General features: G+C 41.5%; 15 protein-coding genes, 2 tRNA genes and 2 rRNA genes. 3 read left to right on the top strand and 16 right to left on the bottom strand.

The window, feature by feature from the left end; translation table 11 throughout:
• Positions 1–7 precede the first annotated feature (7 nt).
• The 6 genes from VYJ22_RS04455 to VYJ22_RS04430 all read right to left on the bottom strand — a co-directional run bounded on the left by VYJ22_RS04455 (position 8) and on the right by VYJ22_RS04430 (position 7,852).
• Positions 8–2,905 (bottom strand): 23S ribosomal RNA (locus tag VYJ22_RS04455).
• A gap of 163 nt (positions 2,906–3,068) precedes the next feature.
• A tRNA-Ala gene (locus VYJ22_RS04450) sits at positions 3,069–3,142 on the bottom strand.
• Positions 3,143–3,179: 37 nt separating this feature from the next.
• Positions 3,180–3,253, bottom strand: a tRNA-Ile gene (locus VYJ22_RS04445).
• Between the two features lie 390 nt (positions 3,254–3,643).
• Positions 3,644–5,171: ribosomal RNA gene (locus VYJ22_RS04440) — 16S ribosomal RNA — on the bottom strand.
• Together the 16S and 23S rRNA genes with 2 tRNA genes alongside form the textbook arrangement of a ribosomal RNA operon.
• 205 nt (positions 5,172–5,376) lie before the next feature.
• The gene (locus VYJ22_RS04435; RefSeq protein ID WP_329903671.1) at positions 5,377–5,577 is read right to left on the bottom strand and encodes a hypothetical protein; all 201 of its coding nucleotides are present in this window, start codon (positions 5,575–5,577) and stop codon (positions 5,377–5,379) included.
• Positions 5,578–6,544: 967 nt separating this feature from the next.
• Entirely contained in the window at positions 6,545–7,852 is a 1,308-nt protein-coding gene (locus VYJ22_RS04430) for an IS5 family transposase (protein WP_329903374.1), read from the bottom strand.
• A 1,152-nt stretch (positions 7,853–9,004) separates the two neighbouring features.
• Between VYJ22_RS04430 and VYJ22_RS04425 the strand changes: the two genes are divergently transcribed.
• From VYJ22_RS04425 to VYJ22_RS04415, 3 genes are all read left to right on the top strand, one after another.
• Positions 9,005–9,607 carry a riboflavin synthase gene (locus VYJ22_RS04425; protein WP_329905295.1) on the top strand — a complete coding sequence of 201 codons (603 nt, stop codon included), beginning with the start codon at positions 9,005–9,007 and terminating at the stop codon, positions 9,605–9,607.
• Positions 9,608–9,698: 91 nt separating this feature from the next.
• Positions 9,699–10,250: a nitroreductase family protein gene (locus VYJ22_RS04420; RefSeq protein ID WP_329905293.1), complete on the top strand. Its 552-nt coding sequence runs from the start codon at positions 9,699–9,701 to the stop codon at positions 10,248–10,250.
• Between the two features lie 36 nt (positions 10,251–10,286).
• Positions 10,287–10,895: an aminotransferase class IV gene (locus VYJ22_RS04415; RefSeq protein WP_329905292.1), complete on the top strand. Its 609-nt coding sequence runs from the start codon at positions 10,287–10,289 to the stop codon at positions 10,893–10,895.
• A gap of 1,364 nt (positions 10,896–12,259) precedes the next feature.
• On the opposite strand, the gene VYJ22_RS04410 is transcribed toward VYJ22_RS04415, so the two are convergent.
• The 10 genes from VYJ22_RS04410 to gcvP all read right to left on the bottom strand — a co-directional run bounded on the left by VYJ22_RS04410 (position 12,260) and on the right by gcvP (position 25,476).
• Positions 12,260–13,474: an OmpA family protein gene (locus tag VYJ22_RS04410; protein ID WP_329905291.1), complete on the bottom strand. Its 1,215-nt coding sequence runs from the start codon at positions 13,472–13,474 to the stop codon at positions 12,260–12,262.
• 37 nt (positions 13,475–13,511) lie between these two features.
• Complete coding sequence (locus tag VYJ22_RS04405; RefSeq protein ID WP_329905289.1) at positions 13,512–14,660, bottom strand: OmpA family protein; 1,149 nt, start codon at positions 14,658–14,660, stop codon at positions 13,512–13,514.
• Between the two features lie 467 nt (positions 14,661–15,127).
• Positions 15,128–16,117, bottom strand: coding sequence for a DUF5106 domain-containing protein (locus tag VYJ22_RS04400; RefSeq protein ID WP_329905287.1), 990 nt, complete (start codon positions 16,115–16,117; stop codon positions 15,128–15,130).
• Between the two features lie 94 nt (positions 16,118–16,211).
• Positions 16,212–16,889, bottom strand: coding sequence for an OmpA family protein (locus VYJ22_RS04395; protein WP_329905285.1), 678 nt, complete (start codon positions 16,887–16,889; stop codon positions 16,212–16,214).
• Between the two features lie 34 nt (positions 16,890–16,923).
• Positions 16,924–17,904: a dihydroorotate dehydrogenase-like protein gene (locus tag VYJ22_RS04390; protein ID WP_329905284.1), complete on the bottom strand. Its 981-nt coding sequence runs from the start codon at positions 17,902–17,904 to the stop codon at positions 16,924–16,926.
• A 168-nt stretch (positions 17,905–18,072) separates the two neighbouring features.
• On the bottom strand, positions 18,073–18,774 hold the full coding sequence (locus tag VYJ22_RS04385; RefSeq protein WP_329905282.1) for a YggS family pyridoxal phosphate-dependent enzyme: 702 nt from the start codon (positions 18,772–18,774) through the stop codon (positions 18,073–18,075).
• Entirely contained in the window at positions 18,758–19,201 is a 444-nt protein-coding gene (locus VYJ22_RS04380; RefSeq protein ID WP_329905281.1) for a DUF4494 domain-containing protein, read from the bottom strand. Before VYJ22_RS04380 ends, VYJ22_RS04385 begins: the two co-directional genes overlap by 17 nt.
• A gap of 135 nt (positions 19,202–19,336) precedes the next feature.
• Positions 19,337–20,224, bottom strand: coding sequence for a copper resistance protein NlpE N-terminal domain-containing protein (locus VYJ22_RS04375; RefSeq protein WP_329905278.1), 888 nt, complete (start codon positions 20,222–20,224; stop codon positions 19,337–19,339).
• Positions 20,225–21,104: 880 nt separating this feature from the next.
• Complete coding sequence (locus tag VYJ22_RS04370) at positions 21,105–22,013, bottom strand: IS982 family transposase (RefSeq protein ID WP_159036305.1); 909 nt, start codon at positions 22,011–22,013, stop codon at positions 21,105–21,107.
• A gap of 595 nt (positions 22,014–22,608) precedes the next feature.
• Complete coding sequence (gene gcvP / locus VYJ22_RS04365; protein WP_329905276.1) at positions 22,609–25,476, bottom strand: aminomethyl-transferring glycine dehydrogenase; 2,868 nt, start codon at positions 25,474–25,476, stop codon at positions 22,609–22,611.
• Between the last annotated feature and the right edge of the window lie 3 nt (positions 25,477–25,479).

Raw genomic sequence — 25,479 nt, 5'->3', positions numbered from 1 at the left:
CTTAGCACTGCGTAAATATTTTGGGCTATTAGTACTGCTCGGCTATGACGTTACCGCCTTTACACCTGCAGCCTATCAAGGTCATAGTCTATAACCACCCTTATATGGAGATCTAATCTTGAGGCGAGCTTCGTACTTAGATGCTTTCAGCACTTATCTCTTCCGGACTTAGATACTCGGCTATGCACCTGGCGGTACAACCGATAAACCAGTGGTCCGTCCAACACGGTCCTCTCGTACTAGTGTCAGAGCCTCGCAAATCTCCTGCGCCCACAACAGATAGAGACCGAACTGTCTCACGACGTTCTGAACCCAGCTCGCGTGCCACTTTAATGGGCGAACAGCCCAACCCTTGGGACCTTCTCCAGCCCCAGGATGTGACGAGCCGACATCGAGGTGCCAAACCGCTCCGTCGATATGAGCTCTTGGGAGCGATCAGCCTGTTATCCCCGGAGTACCTTTTATCCTTTGAGCGATGGCCCTTCCATACGGAACCACCGGATCACTATGCTCTAGTTTCCTACCTGTGCGACTTGTTTGTCTCCCAGTCAAGCACCCTTGTGCCATTACACTCTGCGACCGGTTACCAATCGGCCTGAGGGTACCTTTAGAAGCCTCCGTTACGCTTTTGGAGGCGACCACCCCAGTCAAACTACCCACCATACAATGTCCTCTGAAAACAGAGTTAGAACCCAAATAACAAAAGGGCCGTATTTCAACAGTGACTCCTCGAATACTGGCGTACCCGACTCATAGTCTCCGGCCTATCCTACACATTTGTTACCCAAATACAATGTAAAGCTATAGTAAAGGTTCACGGGGTCTTTTCGTCCCGTTGCGGGTAATCGGCATCTTCACCGATACTACAATTTCACCGAGCTCGCGGTTGAGACAGTGCCCAGATCGTTACACCATTCGTGCAGGTCGGAACTTACCCGACAAGGAATTTCGCTACCTTAGGACCGTTATAGTTACGGCCGCCGTTTACTGGGGCTTCAATTCAATGCTTCTCCTTAAGGATGACATCTCCTCTTAACCTTCCAGCACCGGGCAGGTGTCAGGCTATATACTGCATGTTTCCATTTTGCATAGCCATGTGTTTTTGTTAAACAGTCGCCTGGGCCTATTCTCTGCGGCCTCTCCGGAGAGAGGCGTCCTTTTTCCCGAAGTTACAGGACTATTTTGCCTAGTTCCTTAACCGCGATTCACTCGAGCGCCTTAGTATACTCAACCCAACCACCTGTGTCGGTTTACGGTACGGGTGTTAATAAAATATGCTTAGCGGGTTTTCTTGGGAGCCTGTTTACATCCATTTCACTTCGTGCATGCACTCCGTGTACTGTCAGGTTCGGATCTCAAGGCGGATTTGCCTACCTCGATCAACTCCTACACCCTTTAACCACCTATTCCGTCAGATGGCAGGACTATCACTTCTCCGTCACCACATCGCTCTTATTATCAGTACCGGAATATTAACCGGTTCGTCCATCGGAATCGCCTTTCGACTTATCCTTAGGCCCCGACTGACCCTGATCCGATTAGCGTTGATCAGGAAACCTTGGTCTTTCGGCGAGGGGGTTTCTCACCCCCTTTATCGTTACTTATACCTACATTTGCTTTTCCGTAAACTCCAGCAATGGTTGTCCCATTACCTTCGACGTCGACGGAATGCTCCCCTACCGATGTTTTATTACATCCCACGGCTTCGGTAAACCGCTTATGCCCGATTATTATCCACGCCGGAATCCTCGACTAGTGAGCTGTTACGCACTCTTTAAATGAATGGCTGCTTCCAAGCCAACATCCTAGCTGTCTTTGCATTCTGACTTCGTTTGTTCAACTTAGCGGTTATTTCGGGACCTTAGCCGGTGGTCTGGATTCTTCTCCTCTCGGACATGGACCTTAGCACCCATGCCCTCACTCCTTGACTATGACTTGTACGCATTCGGAGTTTATCTGGACTTGATAGCCGGTGAAAGCCTCGCATCCAATCAGTCGCTCTACCTCATACAAGAAACATCAAAGGCTGCACCTAAATGCATTTCGGGGAGTACGAGCTATCTCCAAGTTTGATTAGCCTTTCACCCCTACCCTCAGTTCATTCGAAAGCTTTTCAACGCTTACCGATTCGGACCTCCACTCAGTGTTACCTGACCTTCATCCTGACCAAGGGTAGATCACTTGGTTTCGCGTCTACTCAAACCGACTATATTACGCCCTATTCAGACTCGCTTTCGCTACGGCTCCTCGTCTCTCGCGACGATTAACCTTGCCGGCCCAAGTAACTCGTAGGTTCATTATGCAAAAGGCACGCCGTCACATCTTTATCGATGCTCCGACCGCTTGTAGGCAGACGGGTTCAGGGTCTATTTCACTCCTCTGTTAGAGGTTCTTTTCACCTTTCCCTCACGGTACTGGTTCACTATCGGTCTCTCGGGAGTATTTAGCCTTACGGGATGGGCCCCGCTAATTCACACAGGATTTCTCGTGTCCCGCGCTACTCAGGATACTTCTAACCTAATTTCTTGATGCCGGATACGCAGCTTTCATGCTCTTCGGCCGGATTTTCCAATCCGTTCTCCTATCAATCAATTATAAGTAAATCGAAGTCCTATTACCCCGCTATTGCCGAAACAATAACGGTTTGGGCTGTTCCCCGTTCGCTCGCCACTACTAAGGGAATCACTTTTGTTTTCTTCTCCTATGGGTACTTAGATGTTTCAGTTCCCCACGTTCGCTCACTACTAGGTAGTGTGACATGTCTTCTACATGCCGGGTTGCCCCATTCGGATATCTGCGGATCAAATCGTATGTGCCGATCCCCGCAGCTTTTCGCAGCTTATCACGTCCTTCGTCGCCTCCGAGAGCCTAGGCATCCACCGTCTGCCCTTAACTAATTTTGCGCCGTCCGTATAATCTCTTACGAAATTAAACGGATTTAGTATACTTTAGCTTTTTTATTTGCTCTATGTTTTGTTGTTTTTTTAATGTCTTCTTTTTAACTATGTCAATGATCGCTTTTATCTTAATTTCCCCCTTATCTCAGTGAGAACATCAGATAACATACGTGGAGAATATCGGATTCGAACCGATGACCCCCTGCGTGCAAGGCAGGTGCTCTAGCCAGCTGAGCTAATCCCCCGTATATATGCTTTATTCCTATAAAGCTCCCTAAGGTGTAGTCCCAGGCAGAGTTGAACTGCCGACCTCTACATTATCAGTGTAGCGCTCTAACCAACTGAGCTATAGGACTGCGTTATGCTGTTCAATCTCTTTGCTGGGGCGTGTATCCTTAAATATATACGGAATGCTTGGATTAATTAGAAAACACTGCTTATTTGTCACTTAAAAGCAATGATCCTTTTCTCTCTTTCTGCTCGGCTTCCTTATTATTTATTATCCCCGGTTTCTCATTCGAGATGGTTTCTCGCATGATATCATATCGTCCCGAAAAATGTAGACCGTAAATCAGTTACATCCGGCCTATCCCCTTTTAGTTGTAATACCCAACACTTGTCTCTCTTTTGCAATACCTTTATAGCTTACCAGCATACAATCTATTTTAGCTTATCAAGCACTTTACTACTTTAATATTATTCAAAGCAGCGTGACCTTAAGCATTATTTTCTTTAAGAGTCTCCAGAAAGGAGGTGTTCCAGCCGCACCTTCCGGTACGGCTACCTTGTTACGACTTAGCCCCAGTCACCTGTATTACCCTAGGCCGACCCTTGCGGTTACGGACTTTAGGTACTCCAGACTCCCATGGCTTGACGGGCGGTGTGTACAAGGCCCGGGAACGTATTCACCGCGCCATGGCTGATGCGCGATTACTAGCGAATCCAGCTTCACGGAGTCGAGTTGCAGACTCCGATCCGAACTGGGATGGGGTTTGGAGATTCGCATCCTGTCGCCAGGTAGCTGCCCTTTGTCCCCACCATTGTAACACGTGTGTCGCCCCGGATGTAAGGGCCGTGCTGATTTGACGTCATCCACACCTTCCTCACGGCTTACGCCGGCAGTCTCGGTAGAGTCCTCAGCTTTACCTGTTAGTAACTACCAATGTGGGTTGCGCTCGTTATGGCACTTAAGCCGACACCTCACGGCACGAGCTGACGACAACCATGCAGCACCTACATAGACGCCCCGAAGGGAAAAGGACTTTCATCCCCTATCGTCTACATTTCAATCCCGGGTAAGGTTCCTCGCGTATCATCGAATTAAACCACATGTTCCTCCGCTTGTGCGGGCCCCCGTCAATTCCTTTGAGTTTCACCGTTGCCGGCGTACTCCCCAGGTGGATTACTTAACGCTTTCGCTCAGGAGCATACATTGTATCGCATACGCCCAGTAATCATCGTTTACTGCGTGGACTACCAGGGTATCTAATCCTGTTTGATACCCACGCTTTCGTGCTTCAGCGTCAGTAATGCCTTAGTAAGCTGCCTTCGCAATCGGAGTTCTGCGTGATATCTATGCATTTCACCGCTACACCACGCATTCCGCCTACCTCATCCATACTCAAGCTCCCCAGTTTCAACGGCAATGTCCGGGTTGAGCCCGAACCTTTCACCGCTGACTTAAAAAGCCGCCTACGCACCCTTTAAACCCAATAAATCCGGATAACGCTCGCATCCTCCGTATTACCGCGGCTGCTGGCACGGAGTTAGCCGATGCTTATTCGCTGGGATACATTCATAACACTACTCGTAGCGCCCGTTATTCTCCCGCAAAAGAAGTTTACAATCCATAAGACCTTCATCCTTCACGCGACTTGGCTGGTTCAGGCTCTCGCCCATTGACCAATATTCCTCACTGCTGCCTCCCGTAGGAGTCTGGTCCGTGTCTCAGTACCAGTGTGGGGGATAAACCTCTCAGTTCCCCTACCCATCGTTGCCTTGGTGAGCCGTTACCCCTACCAACTAGCTAATGGGACGCATGCCTATCTTACAGCTATAAATATTTCCTTACTCTATCATGCGATAATATAAGAATATGCGGTGTTAGTCCGTCTTTCAACGGGTTATCCCCCTCTGTAAGGTAAGTTGCATACGCGTTACGCACCCGTGCGCCGGTCGCCGGCAGAGTATTGCTACTCCCCGATGCCCCTCGACTTGCATGTGTTAAGCCTGTCGCTAGCGTTCATCCTGAGCCAGGATCAAACTCTTCAATGTTATATTTGTTTTTGTTTGTTTCTGTTTTTCGCTCTAAAGAATCTTGCTTTATCAGTTCTCGATTTATTAAGTTGTAGCCTGTATAAAGTTATTGTTTTTGACGGTTGGATATTTTGTTGATAAACCAACGTTTCTTTTTTACTTGTACTACACTTTTCGTTTCAATATGAAATATCTCAAAGATCGCTCTTTTTTCTCTTTTTATTCAAAACAAACTTCTTTTTCTTTCCCGCGGTGTCTCTTGGCGAAAACCGCTTCCGTTTGTTTGCGGATGCAAAGGTAAAGAAAATGTTTTATTACTTCCAAATTTTTTCGAAAGTTTTTTTTGATGCGGTGTAGAGCAGTCTAAAACAACCACCCTTACGGAATCAAAATCATCCTCATCCCTTTTCTTAATTGTACTCATGAAACGCCTCTCTCTTCTTTCCCCTTTTCCTCAGGATCGCCTCATACATATATAAGAGCAACCCTAACCTCCCGCACGAAATCCCGTACAGCCAAGGACAAAAAAACAGGTCCTTAAAAACCTGCCTACTTCAGTGACACCCCCCTCTCTATCCGATAGTGCTCAAAGCCCTAAAGAATTATTCGGAAGCATACATCCATCAGAAGTCGATTCATACAATCCCGCTCGAATTGTGAGTGCAAATGTAGACCCTTTTTTATTACAATCCAAACTTTCTTGAGTGTTTATTCTGTTAAAATATGTCAAACCACTACTCCACAGACTTATGGAGAAACAGTGAAATATCCAAAAACAACGAAGTCAACGGGAATAGGTGGCCACAATCCCCGGCAAGTGGCGTGACAATGGGGCGAAGCGACGGGGAGTGAGGGTGAATTGGCGAGGAGTGGAGAGTCCAGTTGAGCTCGTTCAGCTGTTTTTGTAGGAGATTGGGACAGCACAAATAGGCATAGCTCACCAATCGGCTAAAAGGGATTAGCTGTTTTTATAGGAGTTTACTAGGGTGGAAGGATTCGTATTTCCCTATGTCGACACGGGCTAAGGAGGGAAATCAATCAATACATATATATAGATGGCGGGTATATATGGTGTATGATGAATGTGCATGTGAGCTCCATTTTGACAGAATGACAGAATTGGGGCAGTGCGGCACAGACTACCGTCAGAGAGTAAAATGCCGGAATTCCCATAACTAAAGTTTTTGCGTTGGCTATAGGATTCCCTCAAATCGCAGTGTTTTTAGTTAAAAAACTAAGCTTATTTATACAAAGTCTAAATAAGAATCATCTTTCCAACGCCTTTTTTCGGGGTGAAGAAAGACCTTAATAAATCAAGAAGCGGTAAAATGTGCATTTATTGCACAATCATAAAATACCCTACCTCTATCGTCAATTTATTTAGTCGTCCCTTAAAAAGCACATTTCAGCGCAATCCTCTCCATTGGGAGTGTTTCGCTGATTTTGTTTATTAGGTACAAAAGAAGCTTCATGGCTCTTTTGAAGTTATATGCCGCTGCAGCTAACATTACATTGATAGCATCCCCGAAGAGCCCTTTGTAAAAGTTACGTCCCAAGCGATAATCTGATTTTAAATGTCCGATAGTTGGTTCTATTCCTGCACGCTTGCAGAAAAGTCGATGCTTCTTTTTACGTTGATAATAACTGTCTTTAGCTTTTGGAGTGTCAGGAATCAATATCTGCGTACCGTTTATTTCTTTTTTTCCACGGTAACCTCTATCTCCGGCCAGTTTCTTAATCCTTTCTCCCGTGAGTCTCTTCACCTGATCGAGGCTTTGCTCTATGGTATGTCCGTCGTACTCATTACGGAAAGAAGAGGCTCCCAAAATCACTCCCGTCATGGAGCGTATAATCGAGACTTTGTTTCCAAACTCATATTTTTTGTGCTCCTTACCTTTACTGATGCATTGAACATCCGGTTCATGAAGAGAATAAATCTTTTGAGTGGAATTACGCCGTTGCGAAAGAATCCTTTCAAAGAGGGAAATGAGTTTGTCGTACTCCCTGTTACTACCTAGGTTTCGTTTAAGTTCCCGAACCAAACGTCCCGCTATTGTTCGTAACCGTTTATCCGCTTTAAGAGCTTTCTTACGGTTCTTGGGATGGTTGCGAAAACGTTGATCCCGATAAATTCTTTTCAATACGAAAGTATAGCTTTGACGAATGGGTAGATTGAGAGCCCTTGCGATTTTGAGAACCTTGCCTACTATCTTCTTATGCAACTTGGCATCTGTAGGATAGGTCACATTCTTTTCCTGCACGGTGGAGTCTATAAAAGCGGTATCGTGGTGATCCTTATCATTTTTGTCATCATTCACACGAATACTTTCTGCAAGAATAAGCTCTATCCCTCTTTCGCCGATACGTTTGCGGAAGTGAACCAGTTCCGAGGCATTGCAGGGAAAGGAAGGTGTAAACTCCTGCATGCCACAAAAATATTGAAAATAAGCGTTCTCACTCCATTGTTCTACAACAGATTCATCTGAAATATTGCGCAAATGCTTGAGAATTAAAAGACCACACATTAAACGAATAGGCTTACCGGGACGACCATTGTCAGGGCAATACAAGGAAGAAAAAGCCTCTTCGAACCTTTTCCAATCGATTTTATGGGAAAGTTTATACAGAGGATGTTGCTGGTTGAGCAAATCGTCCAGCGAAGAGAACAGAGATTGAACTGTTTGAGTAGGGCGTATCATAAAAAAATCTGCAAGTTTCTATATCCAAAGATACAAAAACTTGCAGATTTATCAAAGAATAGAAGAGTGCAATTTGCTGTATATCAGAAAATAAACACGATTTTAAGGGGCGACTATTTAACCGGGTGCAAAAACAAAACAAAAGAATGCAGATAGATCAAATTCGATGAGGAGAGGTCTGCCATCCGTATAGGATAAGTCCGCCGTCCGTGTACATAAGTCTGCCGTCCGTGTACGATAAGTCAATTGTCCGTATAGCATAGGTCAGCTATCCGTATACGATGAATTTTGAAGGCTAAAAGACAGGAAAGAAAAAAGTGAAATGTGAAATGCGGAAGTTGGAGGATAAGTGAAATAAGCCTTTTGAAAGGGATAATGGAGAAGGGATATGGGATGAAACCGAATTCAACCATAGTATAATATAATGTATAATATATACTATCGGAGCCTACTCCAATGAGCGATGGAATTCCAACTACAGTATAATATAACGGCTCAGTCTGATAATCATGCATGGCTCACGCAATGTACTTAAGGCACTTATATCAGAATATCTGAAGGGGATAAATGCTGAACTATCAGAGAGAGAGAGAGAGAGAGAGAGAGAGAGAGAGAGAGAGAGAGGATACACCCACGAAATTCATGAGTATATAGACTTATAGGTCTGAATTTATCCGATTTCTCTGCAATATATTACCCAATCATACGCCATATATTCCCATGCTTATATAAAAATCAGTCGTAATTTGCTTGTAAACATAATCGGTTCATTGTTCATCATTAGCCCATTTGTAATTCGCACCCCCTTCCCATAAAGCAATTCGCAAAAAAAAACAGCCCCCACACAACAACAAAGATACAACACAAAACGGCCCTTTGTCAAGACCCACTAATCCCTCACAAAACATCACAAATCCAACAATCACAATGCCCCCCCTTAAACTGACAAAATGATACCACTCCCCTCAACCCTATATGATAATACAAAGCCATCCCTAAACCGCAGAAATAATGCTTTTCTCATCTTGGGAAATAAATTACACTTTATTAAATATAGAAACCGAATAAAGACACAATGATGAAATTTCAAAATCACAAAGGCAATTAAGATGCTTTTTAGTAAGTTTGTATAAATTAATTAACCCAATATATATGTTTTCAGGAATTGTTGAAGAATACGCTCGTGTAACAGGGCTGGAAAAAGAGAATGAAAATCTGAATATCACAATGACATGTTCATTTGTGAAAGACTTGAGTATAGATCAAAGTATAGCTCATAATGGTGTATGCCTTACTGTGGTGAGTAAAACAGATGACACATATACAGTGACTGCTATCAAAGAGACTCTGGAAAGATCTAACTTAGGACTACTAAAAGTAGGAGACTTGGTGAATCTGGAAAGAAGTATGATGATAGGTGGTAGACTTGACGGACATATTGTACAGGGGCATGTGGATCAGACAGCGATCTGCACGGATGTAGAAGAAGCAGGCGGAAGCTGGTACTATACTTTCGAATATGAACTGAACAAGGAGATGGCAAAGCAGGGATACATGACCGTGGAGAAAGGGTCAGTATGCGTAAACGGGGTGAGCCTCACAGTATGCAACTCAAAACTGAACACCTTCCAAGTAGCAATAATACCCTATACACACGACAATACTAACTTCTGCAACATAACAAAGGGCTCTGTGGTAAACTTAGAATTTGACATTGTAGGCAAATATCTTAGCAAAATGCAACAGTATTGCTAACTCTCATTCCCCGAGAAAGAATTGCGACTCCTCTGATTTTGTTCATAAGTGACATAACAGAGGAGTTTTTTCATTAAAAAAAATATATAATATGGAAAAGTCTTATTTCTATGACCTCATTAATAGTAGGCAAAGCGACAGAAAGTACGATCCTGAACGAGAAATACCGGAAGAGGTACTCATGCGTATACTCGAAGCCGGTCGTATGGCTCCCTCAGCCAACAACGGCCAACCCTGGGGCTTCATATTAGTCACAGAAAAAGAGCAGAGACGGAGGGTAGCAGATTGTTGCAGTGGTAGAGTGCTACGATTTAATAACTTTGCACATGACGCTACGGCACATATATTAATAATTGAAGAAAAGCCAATACTACTATCAAAGATAGGAGGACGAAAACAGGGGGTACATTTCCCACACATTGATATAGGCATTACAGCTGCTTACCTTACCCTCGCTGCCACTGCAGAAGGGATTGGCAGCTGCATACAAGGATGGTTTGACGAAAAGGAACTGCACCAAATACTGGGATTGCCGGAGAACAAAAAGATTCTTCTGAATATCACACTGGGGTACTCCCTTGATAAACATAGAACTAAAAGGAGAAAGGAGCTGTCACAAATAGTTCATAAGGATAAATGGTAGACCAAATAGTGGATTACACACGAGTAAAGCAAAGAAATGAAAGACTTATTCATTGAAACAATAAGGGTAAGAGACAAGAATACAGTAGAACTTCGGGATCTGCACCAAGAGAGGATGGTGCGTACCGGTAAATATTTGCATTGGAGAGAGGTGCCTGCAATTCCCAACCTATTAGAGATATGCCCTAATGATATTGAAGGTGATAATATTAAATGCAAAATAACTTATCACGAGAAAGGCATAAGTGACATCAGCTTCACAAAATATGTGAAACGCAAAATAGATACGCTTAGAATCGTTGTGGATAATGAGATCCATTACAGTCTTAAAAGTGCTGACAGGGCTGAATTAGAGAAAATAACACATATACTGAACGAAAACGAGGAAGCAATTATAGTGCGCAACGGATTACTAACAGATACAACATATTCTAACCTAATCATAGAAATAGCAGGGAAATTGATAACGCCCTCCCGCCCCTTATTGGAAGGAGTGCAAAGACAACACCTAATATCAACGGGACAGATTGTCTGCAAGGATCTAACCGTAGATGATCTTAAGATTGCGGATCGAATTTTTCTCATTAATGCTATGATGCCTCTAGAAGACTGCATAGGGCTTGAAAGAAATAGTATTATACTATAAGATAAATGGGCACGAGCTCATCCATGAAACATGAACTAATAATAAACCATGGCAATCACTACACCACACCTGCTACATATAAAAAGAGAGCTCCCCTAAACCAGGGAGCCCTCTACGATAAAATACACGAACATAATCAATCACTTAAATCACTTGTCTCTTTTGAATAGTTTCCAAAAAATGACTGGGCATTATTCACTCCTTGAATGATATACATACTGCCGTCGTCATAGAAGTTTGTAAGACTCATAATATTTTCTTTTTGTTATAATAATTTCTTTGTTTTGAGTACTTTCATTTCAAAAGGGACAATGTAGCATCCCAAATAATAAACATCAATAAAAAATCATATATAAAAACTGTACATTACAAATGTACTATAACCCGTACCATGACTCAATACCTTAAATTGAGTAGTTATGACCTCAAAGGCTCCCCATAAAAGAGTAATTATGTAAAAATGGCATTTATAATTTATAAATGGAGATAAAGTAATACGGAAACATGACAGAGATATAACTTTTTGGTATGTGATACTGATGAGACGACTGATAAGTAGTAAGAATACTTATGAAAAGGAATAAGCTTTTGCGACTCATAAGTTATATGATGGAATTAAGGTTAATTATGACAAATGTAACGTCACTAAAAACGGGAGGAATTAAGAGATAAAATCAGTACTGTACCCCAAAGTGTTTAAGGACAAGAATGTTATCTTAGTTCTTTGAACGAAAAAAGAATAACAATTATGAAACTTACACAAGTACAATTTAAGGGAATTATTTAGGATTCGAGGATTTACCCACAAAGATTAAAGCACTTGAAGGACCTGATTGTAGAGATTTCGATGTAAGAAGAACGTGAGTTCTATAAAAATGGGAGGGCTATGTTAGTAATAACAGCAGTCGTCGAATAATCGCAAGGGGTAAGATGCTCGAATTACGTGTACTCATGATACGTCGTTTTATGCCTTTTGTTCCCGGGGGGGGGGGAAGATGAAGAAAAGGAAATGAACGATTTAGTCGGATATCGGTACAGTTGTGATACTATTCCAAAAAATCTTAATAGCAAATTAAGTAAGTTGAGACCGTTGCATAGCAGGTAAATTGCTTCGTTGCTTGCGAGATTCGCGCTTGGTCATTTACCGGAAGTAAACTCCCTGTGCACTCACTCTTAGCGCCTTGCACTCTACCTTCTCTGCCCGGTCAAAGTGTCTTTTGTCGGCTTTGCCTCCAAAATCCATGAGACTGTTGACTTTTGCAACAGTCTCATGTTGTGTAAATAATCATGATTACCATACAATAAAAAAGGAGACTCTCTTGCGAAAGTCTCCTTTATGATTTTATCAGATGATAAGAAGAATATTACTTCTCAGCATTCATGATTACGATACGGTTCCAAACGTTTTCGCTATAAGGTTGCTCGTTAGAACCCTTCCAGTCGATCTTAATACGATCAGCAGAAATACCGTATTTCTTGATGAGCACATCAGCTACAGCTTTTGCACGACGCTCAGACAACTTGAAGTTGTATTCAGCAGTACCGGTGTCACGGTCAGCATAACCAACCAATGTGATAGTTTCGGTATTGTTCTTAGCGTATTCAGCAGTGTTGTAGATATTGATCATTTGGTTAGCATCGATGTGAGCGCTATTGATACGGAAGTAAACAACGTTACCTACAGTGATGTTTTCGCCAGCAACAGCTTCAGGACATTCAGGACAAGAAACAGGACGCTTGCTCAATTCTTCGTTTTCAGCGCGAAGAGTATTGATTTGGTTGTTCAAGTCGTTAACCAAAGCATAATCCATAGGAACTACTTCTTCCCAAGTCTTGTTGCCAAGGTTGAAAGTAAGACCTGCAGTCAAGAAGCCATTAACGTCTGATTTAGACTCTGCATTGTTTGTGCCTCTGAAGTGGAAACGAGATACAGCAGCTTGAGCTTCAATGTTGAAGTCGATAGCACGAGAGAGACGGAACTTAAGCATCAAACCACCATTCAACATAGGAGTGAAACGCTCAGGGTCGGTTTTTGTACCATCGGCCATTTTGGTCTGCCAGTTATAAGCAACACCCATACCTACCCAAGGAATCAAGTGGAAAACACGATTTTCACGATAAGGAGCGAAATAATTAATCACATCGAACATGAAATCATAGTGACCTGCGATGAAATAGTTCTCATTTCTTTGGTAAGTTTTACCACCTTCATAGCTGTGGTCATAGATATTCCAACCCATCAACTGAGCACGAGTTGCAAAATAAGGATTGTGCCATCTACCGATGCTCAAAGTAGGATTAGTCCAGCTAAGACGGTCTCCGAATTTGAGATTGTCATTCTTTGCAGCGCCACGGTTATTTCCGAAGAAAGTCATACCAGCACCCCATTGTACGTCGATGAACCAATGTCCACCGTCATATGCAAAAGCAACGTTCTTTGCGGGAGCAGTACCTGTAGCAGCAACAGCATCAGCAGCGGGTTGAGCAACAGCTACAGAATCCGTGATTTCTTCTTGTGCGGTGGCCATAAAGCAGCTAGCTGAGGCCGCCATAGCCATTATTAATAGTTTTGCTTTCATTGCTATATTCTATTGTTATGTTTCAAATGTTGATTAATTATTTAGAACGGATTACAACCACACGGTTCCAGCCCTTAGCATCGTAAGCCTTCTCTGTAGATTCTTTCCATTCTACCGTAACCTTATCAGAAGGTACATTATACTTCTCAGTCAAGATTTGAGCAACAGCTTTTGCACGCTTCTCAGCCAAACCAGCCATACGGCTTTCGTTAGCTTGAGTATAACCTGTAACTACTATTTCGCCACCATTATTCTTAACGAATTCTGAAGCATCGAAAATGTTGATCATCTGATCGCTATCTACAGTAGATTTGCCATGACGGAACAATACAGGCTTTTCAGTTAACATAGAGGATTGTTTAACACTCTTAACCTCGGGGCACTCAGGGCAAGATTCGGGACGAAGTCTAAGTTCTGAGTTTGTAGAACGAAGTGAGTTAACTTGGCTGTTAAGATCTTCGATCAATGCATAATCCATAGGAGTAACAACCTCGAAGCCAGTCTTACCAAGACGGAAGTTCAAACCGGCAGTAAGGGTTGTACGAAGAGCATTGTACATTGGAGAAGGATAACCCTTGCTTAGATTAAAGTTATTGTAGGTAGTCATACCTTCCAATACTAAATCAACACGTTGACCTAAACGGAACAACATTTGGATACCCGCATTAGCTGTAAGAGCATGTACATGGCCAGGGATTTCAACGGCTCCCATTTTTTCCTTATCGTTGTTGAATTTGTATTCATAACCAAGACCTACAAAAGGAATTAGGTGGAATGCACGATCTTCACGATATGGAGAGAAATAGTTAATTACGTCGAACATGAAATCATATTGAGCTCCAACGTAATTATTTTTAAACTTGTTTTCGCCATTAGCACCGGTAAATACAGAAGATTCACCGCCATTTACCAGCACACGAGATGCGAAATAAGGAGAGTGCCATTTCCCTACGGCTAATGAAGCAGCCCATGTAATACGGTCACCAAACTTTGCGTTTTGGTTGTCATTAACAAACATAGCACCTGCACCACCCTGAAGCGTTACAAACCAATTGCCACCGTTAGGGTGAGCAAATACGGTTTTATGAGCCGGGATATTAAGTTCGGCGGGCGCAGTCGTTTCTTGTGCACTTGCTGTGAGTGCAACAGCTCCCATTAAAGAGAGCATCATGTACTTTACCTTCATAATTTTAAAATGTTGTAAAAATAATATTCTGTTTATTTTCGCTACAAATATAGTCTATTTCCTTTGTACAAGCAAGTTTTAGACTCTATTATTATTTTTTTTTCTTAAAAAGACATTTAATTTGGGCCTGTTATTATTAAAAATTGATTAAATAACAAATGTTTTAAATACTTATAAACATAACCAAAATCAATGTCCAGGCTCATTAGAGCTTACTTTAGGCTATTTTACTTGATCGGAATCAATATCATAAATTTAAAACAAATAACCTAACTGTATACCTGTTTATGGTTCATAACTTCCAATCATTTATTATTGTTCAAAAATAAAACATTTATTTCTATTACACAATGGTTATTGACACAAAAGCAAAAATTTCATTAATATTTGTTAAACAGCAATTCGGGCAACAAACACAAAACGTTAAATCATAACAACTTACAATACAAAATCAACAAAGTGATTTTCTAACTGAGAGACTTAAAATAATTAATAATTTGATCAAATCTAGCGTCTTTTAGCAGAACTTTAAGATTTTTATCCAAAAGATAGATGGTAGGAGATGCCTTTAGATCATAAAGAGACTTCGATACAATGGTCTGATCTTCATCGATTCCCACCGTCACATAAGGTGGAATAATCTTGGCTGACTCTTTCCAAGCAAGCACATCACTTTCCGTATAGATAAATAGGACACTGAGTTTATGAGCATCTACAAGGTCTTTAATCTCCAAAGTAGAATTCAACTGTCCGATAAGATTATTGCACGCTGCACAGCCGGGAGTATAAAATACCAGCATGGTATACTTCGTGTTTACATTATTAAGATGATGCAATGAGCCCTCTGTTGTTTGATATATAAAATCGGTGGCAACAGTTCCCATTCTATTTCTATTGATAAGTGTAAGCAATTCTTTGTATCTGGTCTGTTCCGCAAATTTAACTTTCGGAGACTCTACAGCCCACATTAATATAGGTCTGTAGTAGTCTTCATTCATCATCGGGGAATTACCGTCATACAAATACTTCTTATAATTATCCAGAAAGAATTGCAACATTTCGCCATTGGAACTATCCAATGGTACAATAAGCAGTTTAGACACCTTGTCAAACGGTAAACTCAACGCCAAGCCCAGAAAATTAGCAAAACTGACTTCGAGCTTCTCAGGATTTCTCAAGTACTCCCTATTATTAAAGTCCATCTTATCCCAAAAATGATTAACGAGAAACATAGCCCTATCCTCAGGCTTCTGAAGAGCCTGCGGTATCTCGGGTAAGGGGAATGCAAGTTGAGGGTCAACACTTGTTGTCGACTTTGCACTTACCACAGAGTCCGAAGTTTGTGCATTACCCATCACCACAGCATCCTTATCCGCAGCCTTATTCTTACAGGAGGCGAACAAGAAAACAGTCGAGAGTACGATTACGCCATAGCCAAAGCATCTAAACATTTTCATTACCAAAAAGACTTAATGTTAAAAACTAAAATGAGATCTTGAATAACATCAAAATCTCACTTTAATAATAATTTAAGACAAAAATAATCAAATTTTACTTCAATGTACCTGCCTTAGCTTTTTCTACCATTCTTTGATTCGGTAAGATATAAACCTCAACTCGTCTGTTTGCTTTACGTCCCATATCCGTAGCATTACTTTCGACCGGCATATGGCTACCCATTCCCTCATATGCCATACGAGAGCTTGATACGCCTCTCATCGTCAAGAATGAGTACACGCTCTTGGCTCTACGCACAGACAGCGGGTCATTGATACGATCAGATCCGGTATTATCAGTATGTCCCACAATCTTAATATTTGTATCGGGATTATTTTGGGCACTTTGGGCAAAATTGCTCAAAGACTGACGTGAAGATGAGTTCAGATCACTTGAGTTCAGAGCAAATAAGATACCGCTATCAAAAGTCACTCTGATAGCCTCTCCATTATTTATAGTCTCCACCTTAGCATCCGGCAAAGAAGCCTCCAGCTCTTTCTTCTGCTTATCCATCTTATGACCGATAAGTGCTCCGGCAGTACCACCTACGGCAGCACCTATAGCAGCCCCCAATCCTGTATTACCGGCTACCTTACCGATACCGGCACCAAGAGCAGCACCTGCACCTACTCCGATAGCACCACCTTTTGTAGCATTATTTAAATTCAAACCGCATCCTCCAAAGAGTAATGCCCCGGCTAATAAGCCGGCAGTAATCATGTTCTTCTTCATAATCTTTTTTCTCTTGTTCTAATAATCAAAAACCTTATACTTCTTTACTGCTAAAGTATTTCATAAATTGCATACGCTCATAAACCGTTTGTGACGGTATATTAGCTGCGTTGAGTTTACCTTTAAATTCATCGATAGATCTGTAACCCTTCTTTTCCATCCAGATTTTCAATCCATCCAGTCCATCACGTATAGCTTTGGGGCCATTAGCGTAAATTGTAGAACACATCTGCACACAAGCAGCACCGGCCAATAGGCATTTCACCACTTCTTCCCAGCTGTGTACTCCGGTAGACGAGGCCACGGGCAATTCCGGTACCATACCGCTTACAATACCTGTATATCTCAATGTATCACTAATGTCATGAGCTGTAGTAAACACATTTCCGGATGTCATCTCAAGCTTGTTGATATCAATATCCGTCTGATAACTTCTATTGAACAAAGTCACCCCGTTAAGTCCTGCGGCAGCAAGCTTATCTATCATAGACACTAAAGCCGTATGATTTTTGGACAACTTCATAATTATAGGAATATGCACAGTAGATTTCAGTTTCTGTACAATGTCTATATATCCTTGTTCTTCTGCGATAGGGTCGAAAAATAAATCAGTCTCGAGCTTCATTACATTAATCTCCAAAGCATCTACTCCGCTCTTGGCGATTTGGCTTGCAAAATCCACCCATGTATCCAATTTATAGCAATTGATACTTGCTATCACGGGTACTTTTACAGTAGCCTTCACTTGTTTTACAAACTCAAGATATTTACCTACTTCATCATTTTTCACATAGGTAGAGATATAGTCATAAGCCTCGGGGTAATCAGTATTACCGAGCAACAAAGCGCCCTGACCTTCAATTTGTTCTTCGAATAAAGATTTTAATACAATCGCACCAACGCCTGCTTCAGCGATCTCTTTGATCTTTCTGAGATTTCTCGTCAAGCCCGAACTGGCGGCAATAATCGGATTCTTCAAATTCAATCCGGCAAAAGTCGTTGATAAATCTGTCATAATAATTCTTTTAATGCTGCTACTCTACCGTCTATCATATATTATTACAATGCAAAGAACTACGTCTTTCATCATCTTTTTACAAAGATAATGGAAAAACACTACGATAATAACACTTTTAAACAGAAAATTACACAGCGCATGATATTAGTTTATTTATATTAAATCTCAGTATTGTCTTTCACCAAAGATTAAAGAGCCCACTCGTATCACATTGGCTCCTTCTTGAATAGCCAAGTTGTAATCATGGCTCATTCCCATAGATACTGTATCAAAGTACGACATTTCATTCTTTTCATGATACTTCTCTTTCATTTCATCGAACAGTGATTTGAGGGTCGCAAACTCTGACTTCACCACCGCCTCATCATCCGTTTGGGTAGCTATCGTCATGAGTCCTCTCAATCGGATATGAGCATATGCACCTGCACTATCTACTATCAGTGCTACTGTATTACCCAGCTCTTGTATATCAAAACCGGACTTGGTTTCTTCCTTAGCCAAATGCACTTCCAACAATATATCTATCACCTTGTCTTGCTTAGAGGCCTGCTTTTGTATCTCCTGCAAGAGCCGCAAGGAAGTCACACTCTCGATCATAGATACAAAGGGCACTATAAACTTTACCTTGTTGGTCTGCAAGGGGCCTATAAAATGCCATTCGATATCAGAGTAATCCTTTAGCTCCTCATACTTCGATACAAGTTCTTGCACACGACTCTCACCGAAACAGCGATGTCCCCCACGATAGGCTTCTACAATGCAGCTTACGGGGTGAAACTTTGACACAGCTACCAGCTTTATTCCGGCCGGCAACTGTGCTTTGATCTTGTCAATATTCTCTACTATAAAACTATGACTTGACTTCATATGGAAATATATCCATTATATTGGTATCACTTACCGCAGCTATTTCATAAGTAGCCAATGACTTCTCCATTTGGGCAATAAGTTCTTTTACAGCTCCATTGAGCGAAGCAGCCTTTACGATCATCATTGCAGGCGTTTTCTTTTCCACAGCTTTCTTTTCATCAAAGGAAACAAACAGCACCTTAGCTCTGTAGTACCTATCGTCCTGATCTTCATCATTGAGAAACATCTCCGAGATTTTAGCTCTTTTGATGTTCTCTATTTTAAACTCTCCCATAGATACAAAAGGAGTAATCTCTTTTGTTATCCTTTCTTCGGCTTCGGTAAAACTTAAGGCGTCCACCAAATAACTTTCACTTACTTTTTTGGGGCTACCCGCCTCCTGAGTTTTGTCATAGCTGACTTTGCACTCAAACCAATTATTCATGATTTTACAATGATTATATTACAATGCGAGAGGAAAACAAGGTATTGTATGGCCTTATTCCCTCTCGTACAAAGTTAAAAGAAAAACCTATTATAATGATGTTGTATCGACCATTACTTGCGCACGGATTTTATATTATTGTTGCTTTTTATCCAATAAATATGCTACCTCCTTGCCGTTGTGCTTGAGTATACCGTTATCAGGCTTGGAGAGCCATTGCATAGAATCGTTTACAAATTTGCCTATGCTGATGTCTCCAGCATGCCCTTTCTTATCCAGCATAAATATATTGCCGTTAGGATTGAGCAGAAGTACATTGTGCATATCCCCATAGTCATAGTACAAAGCTTCCAACAGCTCGGCATTGGTAACTAAGTATTTTTTCTGCTCGGGGCTTGATATTCTGAACTCACGTTTTTTATTAGGCTGGTAATACACTACCATTCGGGAGTCTGGATCCACCACCAGCTTGTCGTAGCCAAAGACATATACATCCTTGTCAATCGCCTTATGGTCATAAGGCATTACCTCCTTATGTCCGTCAAAACTAACCTCTACGTATCTGCTTTCGCCCTGCGAATGATACTGTACGATAAGAGGTGACGGAGTGTCGGATGACCTATAAACATACGAATAAACATAGGGGGGTATTACAGCATCTTGTGATATCTTCGCTGTAAGAGTTTTATTTCCCAATCCGTCTACAATAAAAATATCTCCGTTTATTTTTACAAATGACAATTTACTGCCATTGTTTAGTGACAGTGACGATGAGTCATTGTCCCATTCAAGTTTGCCATGTTCCAAGACTGTGCTAAAGTGATCAATGGCTTTGGTCCATAACGTAAAGGTACTATCAGGTGCTATTGCCATACGTCTGTACACACCCGGAGATTCGGCTGAAGGCAACATCACATGATAATTACCGACCCAATCATTTATCAAAAAGGCTGTATCAATTCTCGAATTTTCCGACTCACCAATTTCTGAAATCTTATGGTTGCGGCATGAAAACCCGAGCATAACAACTAATACTGTAGCCGAAAGGACCTTGCATATCCTTAAAAAAGAAAACATTATATATAAAATATGTATTACTACTCTGTGAATTATCTAAATTTTAACACAAAGGTAATAATAATTACATATATTTTAACAGCTTGATTGGATTTTCAAATTTTATTTAAACAGAAATAGTACCATTGAGATAGAAATAAAATTATCATCGACTTACTCCTTATATGACAAAAAGAAAAGCATACTATCAAAATGTAAGCAAAAACGGAGTAGGTTCCAACAACAATATCTATACTTTCACGAGAGGCTCAAGCCCTCTTGACAAAAGGTGTTTCATGTATTATCTTTGTATCAATAAAGGTAATAAGACAGCGTTACAACTAATATCATAAAATATATTTCCCCTACAATAATCATGATCTATCTAAATACAACATCATATAAAAAAGGCATATTCAGGGTATATTTCTCATATACTGAGACCTATTCAAATAAATAATTATTGGATTTTTAACACATTAGATAGCGACTCACATGTATAAATCTATGCGTATACCCAATCCTTCTAAATCACATCATATACTTAGGTAACCCGTGAGGGAATATCTCAGAGCAAACTCTTTTCCATATTTTTCACGAATTTACAGATACTTCGATATTGTGTTACCCTAAATAACATCCGATCCTATCATAATAAGTCTGCAGACCTATTATGATAAACTTGTTGTCCGTGTACGATAAAACAACTGACTTATTAGGATGAAATGGTTGACTCATTATGATAAAACCGCTGACTCTATATAATAAAATTAGAGAATCAGTGCAGTATGAGCAAGATTATCACCGCAGCAAAACTCATCCTTCTTTAATACAACGTGAGTTCGGTCTAAGCGTGGTGTACTAAGAGGGTTGATGGATTGTGTATGATTTCTAGGTTTAATTCCGGCTTTTTGGGTAGCAGATTGTAGGCAATTATGCCGGCAATCAAATTAATGGCGAAATTATTGACGCTTCTATGTCGTGTATGCTCTATTTGACAAACGTTTTTGAGTAGGTCATTAACGGTTTCCACAAGGGCTCTTTTTCTGAGTAATATCCTATCATACAGGCTCATCAGTGTGTTTTTCATGTTTTTCTTTATCTTCGTAATCATGTGTATGTCGTCAATGAAGAGCTTATCGAAAAGACTTTGTGAGATGTATCCTCTGTCGCCAACAAGTTTGCCGAATAGTTTCTTCGTGAAGGTTCCGCCTTTAAGTGGAGCACGGTCATCCGTATTCCCCGGTGTGATTTGATATTGAATGATTTCACCCCGGTCGTTAATCACAATATGCAGTTTGAAACCATAGAACCATCCCATACTGCATTTGCCCTTTTGGGCCCATCCTTTCATGGTCTTATGCCCGTGTGCCCGCTTGATATGGCAGGTGCGTAAAGGTGTGGAATCAATGAATGAGATACCGGTGCATTCGCCCAAACAACACATATTGAGAAATGAAATTAGTTTGAATGCCACCTTGCTTTGTAATTCCACAAAACGATTGTAAGAGACCAACGAAGGAAAATCCGAATGACATTGTTGCGTAATATATTGAAGATAAAAGGACTTAAAATCGCGATACCTCGAATGATGGAAAAGAATCAGAATAGTCATGATTTCAGCATCGGACATCCTAAACTTGCGATTTCTTCGCTTTTTGTTTCCTTCGCAAAGGGTTCTTTGCTGAATCAAGGTATCGAAAAGTTTGGAAAAATCATCGGTAAGACAGAAAATTTCAACTATATTTGTTTTCATAAAGTGGTGTTTTGTTTGTTTATATCTTATTGATTATCAACTACTAAGATACAAATAATTCACCACTTTTGCAATGAAATACATAAGAAATTACACTGATTTACAACACTTTCTAAACTCTATTATTCCTATTATCCCTTATATCGAACTCACGTTAATACAAATACATGCACCATATCGCATCCCTATAGAATCAGAATTAAAAAAGAAGGAAGTAATATTAACAATATTAGATATCTTATACTCCACAAAACGATCGCTTTATTATACCCCCAAGATGATCGCCTCACAAAAGCTTCAAAATCGACTTTTTATTTAGAATTTGTACAAATAAGCTATTTTTCACAACTAAAAAAGTAGTTTTACCCTCTCCTATAAGCATTAATAAGATTACTTAATATTCAATATATCAAACCACTAAAAACAATCCCATATCCTACAAGAATAAGCCTATTATTGACATTTTGTCAAAAATAGCAAAGGGAAAGGAAGAGCTTTATCTCACAAAGCATTAACATATTTTACAAAAAAGTCTCCACTTTCTCTTTGTGAGAAAGTGGAGACTTACGATAGCCTATTTTGCTAAAACACTTGATCAGTTTACAGTCTGGCAAGCACAGAAACTGGGGACCAGATTTCTATCGCCAAAGCCGTTATCTACACGTGCCACATTGATCCAGAACTTATTATCCTTGAGGTATTCCATAGCATATGCCGCTTTGGATCTCGGATAACTATGCTCCCACTCATCAGCCACCACCTCGTATTCGGGGTGAGGTGCGTTTTTGAGTACATTATCTTGAGCATCCGCTTTTCCATCCTTCACTTCAATGATTTCATTCCAAATGCAATCCATCACTGCGATGAAACGATCCAGCTCAGCCTTGCTCTCACTCTCTGTAGGTTCTACCATGAGGGTCCCATGCACAGGGAATGATAGCGTGGGTGCATGATAACCAAAATCCATAAGTCGCTTAGCGATGTCGTTCTCATCGATACCGCTTTGCTCTTTGATCTTACGGCACTCGAGTATAAGCTCATGGCCTACTCTGCCGGTAGCCCCCGTGTAGACGATACCGTATGTATCCTTGAGCTTAGCAGCCATGTAGTTGGCATTCAGGATAGCAATCTTGGTGCTTTGGGTAAGTCCCTCTACTCCCAGCATACGTATATAAGCATAGGTCACAACATCGATACCGGCACTGCCGTATGGCGAAGCAGCTACCACATTGTCATGATCATCGATTTCTTTCCAGTTGCTATGAGTAGGCATGTAAGGCTCCAATTCGTGAGTAGCGCAGATAGGGCCTGAGCCGGGGCCGCCTCCACCGTGAGGTATAGCAAACGTCTTGTGCAAGTTGAGGTGGCATACATCTGCACCTATAAATCCGGGGTTGGTAAGTCCTACCTGGGCATTCATGTTGGCACCGTCCATGTAGACAAGACCTCCACACTCGTGTATTCTTTTGCACAGATCCAGGATGTTGGTCTCAAAGATACCATGTGTACTTGGATAAGTAATCATCATAGCAGCGATTTGATCCTTATTCTCCTCGGTCTTTTTCATGAAATCATTCCAGTCTACATTACCGAGTTCGTCACAATCGATAATCACGGGCGTATATCCGCACTGTGATGCACTGGCAGGATTGGTACCATGTGCCGAAGCCGGCAAAATCACTTTGGTGCGCTCATTGTTGCCATGAGCGTCATGATAAGATCTGATAGCACGAAGCCCCGCATACTCACCTGCCGCACCGGAATTGGGCTGTAAAGATACAGCGGGAAGCCCGGTGATTACGCCCAAATATTCTTTGAGATTTTCTAGCATCTCCAACGAGCCTTCGACCTGCTCTTCCGGAGCATAAGGGTGTATATTGGCAAAAGAAGGATTGCTCAACGGAATAACCTCCGAAGCTGCATTGAGCTTCATGGTACATGAGCCCAGTGATATCATGGAGTGAGCCAGAGAGATATCTTTGCGTTCGAGACGCTTGATATAGCGCATAAGCTCCGTTTCAGTGTGATAGATGTTGAATACTTCGTATGTAAGGAATTCGCTTGTTCTGAGGAAAGAATTGTCCACAGCGACTTTATCATCTATAGCATCACCATCAAACTCAGCATCCTTGCCCTTCACTGCAGAGAAGATATAAACAAGTACTCCCAGGTCTGATGCCTGAGTAGTCTCATCTATACTCAACATAACATTGCCGCAAGGAGTGTAGAAGAAGTTGACTCTGCACTCTACCGCTACCTTACGCACATCATCTTGAGAGATACCCTCAGGGAGCTCGACAAACAAAGTATCAAAGAAATTTTTGTGAAGCACCTTGAATCCGAGTGCTTCTATTTTTTCTGCTGCTATTGCTGCATAAGAGTGTATGCGACCTGCAATATTCTTAAGACCTTCCGGCCCGTGATATACGGCATAGAAAGCACTCATGGTAGCAAGTAGAGCCTGAGCGGTACAGATGTTGGAGGTAGCTCGCTCACGTTTGATATGTTGCTCACGAGTTTGCAGAGCCAATCGATAAGCCTGCTTGCCCATCCTATCCTTGGAAAGACCTATGATGCGCCCCGGCACGTTGCGCTTATATTCCATACGTGTAGCCATGTATCCGGCAGACGGGCCTCCGAAGTACATAGGTACACCGAAGCGCTGAGCAGAACCAAACACAATATCAGCACCCCACTCTCCCGGAGGAGTAAGCAGTACCATACTCATGAGGTCTGCAGCCACTGCGACTTTGATATCAGCATCATGAGCTTTCTGTATGAAAGCCTTATAATCCTCAACTGCTCCTTGAGCATTGGGAAATTGTACAATGGCACCAAATACCTTATCAGTAAACTCAAAGGTTTTGTAGTCTCCCACAACAATCTCTATGTGCTGTGGCAGAGCACGGGTGTGAATAACATTCTTTGTGGACTCAAAGACATATTGATCCACAAATAAAACATTGGCTCCGGCCTTACCTTTGGCTTTGGATCGCTCGTTGAACAACAAGAAAGCAGCCTCGGCACCGGCCGTTGCTTCATCAAGTAAAGAGCAGTTGCTCAACGGCAAACCAGCAAGATCTGTAATTACACTCTGAAAATTGAACAAAGCCTCTAAGCGACCTTGTGAAACCTCAGCCTGATAAGGAGTATAAGAGGTGTACCACACGGGATTTTCCAACACATTGCGTTGAATAGCCGGTGGAGTCACTGTATCATACCATCCTTGACCTATATACGAAGTGAATACTTCATTGCGCGAAGCTAATTCTGCCAAGTGCTCTCCCAGCTCGCGTTCAGTCATAGCTTCCGGTAAATCAAGCGGTTCTTTCAGCCTGATATTATCGGGGATAGTCTGACTTATCAATTGATCGAGTGAGTCTGCGTTGATGGCAGAAAGCATTTCCGGGATATCCTGTTCGCCAATACCTATATGGCGGATTGAAAACTTAGTAGTATCCATAAG

It is taken from the genome of Porphyromonas pogonae (assembly GCF_036320655.1).
GTDB classification, from domain to species: Bacteria; Bacteroidota; Bacteroidia; order Bacteroidales; family Porphyromonadaceae; genus Porphyromonas; species Porphyromonas pogonae.
This window is presented reverse-complemented; position numbering and strand designations above follow the sequence as displayed.